The organism is Acetobacter senegalensis (assembly GCF_001580995.1).
GTDB classification, from domain to species: domain Bacteria; phylum Pseudomonadota; class Alphaproteobacteria; order Acetobacterales; family Acetobacteraceae; genus Acetobacter; species Acetobacter senegalensis.
Window position 1 is genome coordinate 1 of record NZ_LHZU01000051.1, and the last position, 3,015, is coordinate 3,015.

4 protein-coding genes are annotated in these 3,015 nt (G+C 52.9%); 3 read left to right on the forward strand and 1 reads right to left on the reverse strand.

Annotated elements, in window-relative coordinates; genetic code table 11:
- From AD948_RS00385 to AD948_RS00395, 3 genes are all read left to right on the forward strand, one after another.
- A partial coding sequence (locus AD948_RS00385; RefSeq protein ID WP_156478867.1) for an integrase core domain-containing protein occupies positions 1 to 157 on the forward strand: 157 nt, incomplete at its 5' end.
- Between the two features lie 144 nt (positions 158 to 301).
- Complete coding sequence (locus tag AD948_RS00390) at positions 302 to 883, forward strand: DJ-1/PfpI family protein (protein WP_048845213.1); 582 nt, start codon at positions 302 to 304, stop codon at positions 881 to 883.
- Between the two features lie 26 nt (positions 884 to 909).
- Positions 910 to 1,233 (forward strand): ribbon-helix-helix domain-containing protein, encoded by a 324-nt coding sequence (locus AD948_RS00395; RefSeq protein WP_048845212.1) that lies wholly within the window; start codon positions 910 to 912, stop codon positions 1,231 to 1,233.
- Between the two features lie 330 nt (positions 1,234 to 1,563).
- On the opposite strand, the gene AD948_RS00400 is transcribed toward AD948_RS00395, so the two are convergent.
- Positions 1,564 to 2,739 carry a hypothetical protein gene (locus AD948_RS00400; protein ID WP_061470238.1) on the reverse strand — a complete coding sequence of 392 codons (1,176 nt, stop codon included), beginning with the start codon at positions 2,737 to 2,739 and terminating at the stop codon, positions 1,564 to 1,566.
- Between the last annotated feature and the right edge of the window lie 276 nt (positions 2,740 to 3,015).

Here is a 3,015-nt window from a genome sequence, read left to right on the forward strand (position 1 = left end):
TGGCAGATGGATCGCCCATTATAACGAAAGGCGTCCGCATACGGCGCTGGCTGGACGTACGCCTGATGAGGCGTATCATGACGTGCCGACGCCATCTGGTCCGGGGTTAACCCCGGACCAGATGGCCAACAGCAACGCCGTCAGAAGGGCGGCATAACGACAACCGGGTATAGCTTATCAAGCCCATAAAACTGTCCGAACAAACGGGTCCACCTCTGTCGTTACCACCTATTACCCACAGTCCTTCTGCATACGGTAAGAAGGAGTCCGTCTTTTGAACCTCGATCGTCAGGATGATCTCATGGCTGGTAAACGTATTCTCATGCTCGCAGGTGATTTCGTTGAAGATTACGAAATCATGGTGCCATTCCAGATGCTGCTGATGGTTGGACACAAGGTGGATGTGGTGTCTCCGGGCAAGAAGGCTGGCGAGCAGGTGGCGACGGCCATCCACGATTTCGAAGGCCATCAGACCTACACCGAAAAGCGTGGCCACAACTTCACGCTCAACGCCACCTATGCAGACACGAAAGTAGATGATTACGATGCGCTGGTCATTCCGGGCGGTCGTGCGCCTGAACAGCTCAGCACCGATGAAAGCGTGCTGGACTTGATCCGGGCCTTTGTGACGGCTGACAAGCCGATTGCTGCCGTCTGCCATGGCCCGCAGCTTCTCGCTGCTGCCAATGTCATTTCCGGTCGCAAGGTTTCTGCCTATCCCGCCTGTCGTGCTGAAATGATCCTTGCAGGCGCAGACTATCAGGCGATTGCGATTGATGGGGCTGTGACGGACGGTAAGCTGGTGACAGCACCAGCATGGCCAGCACACCCGGCCTGGATCGGCCAGTTCCTTAAGGTTCTGGGCACGAAGATCGAAGCCTGATTGTTATCCGCAGGGAAAGACCCGCCATGTGTGAACTCTACGTCCGCGCCGACCCGATCTTTTACGAAAGCCGGACACGGTCCCTGCGGATCCATGGTGTCGTCACCACGATCCGGCTGGAGAACATGTTCTGGGATGTCTTGACGGAAATTGCCGCAGCCGATGGCATGACCGTCAACCAACTCATCACGAAGCTTTCGGATGAAATTCTGGAGCTTCGGGGTGAGCTGCCCAATATGGCGTCTTTTCTGCGGGTCAGTTGCCTGCGCTATCTGGACCGGGAGCGTCAGATCCAAAGCGTTCCGGGATCTGTGGCTGTTCAGCCCGTTCCGCTGCAAAGGGTCGGTTAAACCTTACTGTCTGAATCAAAAAGCGACCTAGTCATCTTAGCGGACGGGCCTCTGAAATTACGTTTGCAGTCCAGACGGCTCCAGTTCTTCAGTGTGGATCTGGTGTGCACATGGACGCATCAGATCTGCACTGCCCGGATGAGAGACGCGTTCATGAATGAGTTTTTACTCGACATAATTGACCGTCTGTCGCCTCAGAAAAAACAAAGCAGACAGGCGGCAGTCGCCTACATGTCAGACATCAGGTGGTTAGAAGAGTTTCCCGGAAGCCGACATAAAACATCGAGCACTCAGATGGAAACTCCTGATAGCCAACTTCCGCACGCACGCTTACTCGCTCGACATTCGAAACTCATCAGGTGATGAGGGGGTAACGGCAGTGGCGTTCGCTTCCGGACCGCTTCCCTGAGTGCTCACGCTGTTAAGTTTCTCTCTGAACGCGTCCGTAAAATGCATCAGAATAAGGGGCGAATCAAAGCGGCGCACCTCTTTGATTCTGGGCAACATTTCATCCCAAATCGCCACAACTGGCTGGAGATATTGCATAATGGCTGGACTGGATTGAACGCCTTGCAGCATGAAGCGATCGTCGAATTTGTGGTCTTCTGTATTGGTCATCGACCAATACATAGTAGTCGAAAAAACAGCCTTTGCGCAAAGCACTTCAAGTTGCTCTTGATTTAAGCCGTGACCTGCCTCCGTCTTCATCACGCCCAAGTACTCGTAGAGGTGAGGTAAAAGAAGCTCCAGTCGAGTCAAGGGCTTCGGATGAGAGCCTTCAACAGCCGCTATCGGAACAATAGGCTTACTTCCGTTGAAACGGAAAAAGACCAAAGAGAGGCCGCACACCATTAGGTAAAGTGTCCCAGAAAAAACTTCGGGCCGCTCCTGATCGTCGGCGAAGCTAGGCTCCTCTATATGTCGAAGCAATTCCATGGCGTAGAAGTGCGTCGCCGCGAAGTCGGCGGCAAGTTCCGTAACATGAGAGACCAGTGCTTCTCGACCATGGATGGGTTTGTGATGCGAAACCTCGAAATCGTGGACGTCAGTCGTTTGCATGGCTTCATCTCCCCTCGGCCCCCACTCGTGGCGTATGATGCCATGCTCTTGCATGAGGTGGCCGAGCTCATGGAAATACACCCACGTGATCGCCGCGACGAACATGTTCCTGACGTGTTCGTCTTCGTTAAAGCATCTGGGGAGTTTCGAGGGATTGTCATAAAACTCGTAGGGGGTAAAATCTCCTTCTGGCCTGCTTCGCAGGAACTCGCAAAAATTTTCGATGTCACGCCACACCTGTCGCACAAACTCGTAGTATATCGTGATGCTGTGCTGCGGCGGTTTGTCGCTTTGACTTAGAGAGGACGCGTAGGCGCCATAAATTTCCTTCTCACTCCAAGAAATCGACAATTTTCCGCCCAGAGGGGCGTATACTGTGTCGTTTATATTATTAGTGATGCGGCTTAAAACCTCACCTGCCAACTCATAAATCTCGGCATCTTCCATCGTGCGCTCTCCTATTTCTTAGAGGCTGTCTCTTAACTCTGTTGTAATGGAGATAGCTGGCTGTGACGAGATCTGCCTCCCGCAGTCGTACGAGACGGAGTTGGAGCATTAGCGCTGGGACTCATGTCCGATTACTTTATGCTGCTGGCTATGAGTAAATGCTCAAAGAATGATTTGCCCGATCCGTTCACTTTGTGTCCATTTTGGTAATTTTTATCCTATAACCCGACCTTCCGCTTGCCTGAAGGGTTTCGGGCGCCGCGAGGCGTACGAAAG

Bases quoted from the DNA above. Each gene is read 5' to 3' on its own strand.
- AD948_RS00395 (WP_048845212.1), top strand. From the start codon at position 910: ATGTGTGAACTCTACGTCCGCGCCGACCCGATCTTTTACGAAAGCCGG.
- AD948_RS00390 (WP_048845213.1), top strand. From the start codon at position 302: ATGGCTGGTAAACGTATTCTCATGCTCGCAGGTGATTTCGTTGAAGAT.
- AD948_RS00400 (WP_061470238.1), bottom strand. From the start codon at position 2,739: ATGGAAGATGCCGAGATTTATGAGTTGGCAGGTGAGGTTTTAAGCCGC.